The sequence below is a fragment of the Halorhodospira sp. M38 genome, assembly GCF_022227985.1.
Lineage (GTDB): Bacteria > Pseudomonadota > Gammaproteobacteria > Nitrococcales > Halorhodospiraceae > Halorhodospira > Halorhodospira halophila_A.
In genome coordinates, this window is the sequence record NZ_JAJNQP010000091.1 from 1 (window position 1) to 424 (window position 424).

The window sequence follows — 424 nt, forward strand, 5'->3', positions numbered from 1 at the left end:
GCGCCGCCGAGCTGAAGTAATCGTCCAGGCGCTGGCGCGGCAGCTTCATGCCATCGCGGGCGAACTGATTGGCGATCCGATTGAGCGGGAGCTTGTCGTCGACCTTGCTCAGGATGGCGTGGGCGATCAGCGTCACACCGGCCTGGGAGCCGGGGATCGGCGCGGTCGACTTGTCGGGGGTGATGATCGTCCGCTCCCCGCTCTCGTCGGTGACGGCGTAGTTGGGCCGTTCATGGCGCAGGACGTAGAACGAGCCCGGCCGATACTCGAGCGTTTCGGTGATCTCGACGCTGACCTCTTCCAAAGGTCCGTAGCGCGCCTCAAGCTCGCGGCGCTGCTCGTCGGTGTAGTCGTGGCGCTTCGGCTCACGCGGCAGGTTCTCGGGCAGCGCACCGCGGCTCGCGCCCTGACGGGCCAGTTTCTT

General features: G+C 67.0%; 1 protein-coding gene. It reads right to left on the reverse strand.

From position 1 onward, the window contains the following. Positions 1–424 (reverse strand): IS66 family transposase (locus tag LRA98_RS12920; protein WP_238640858.1); only part of this gene is annotated, 424 nt, incomplete at both ends.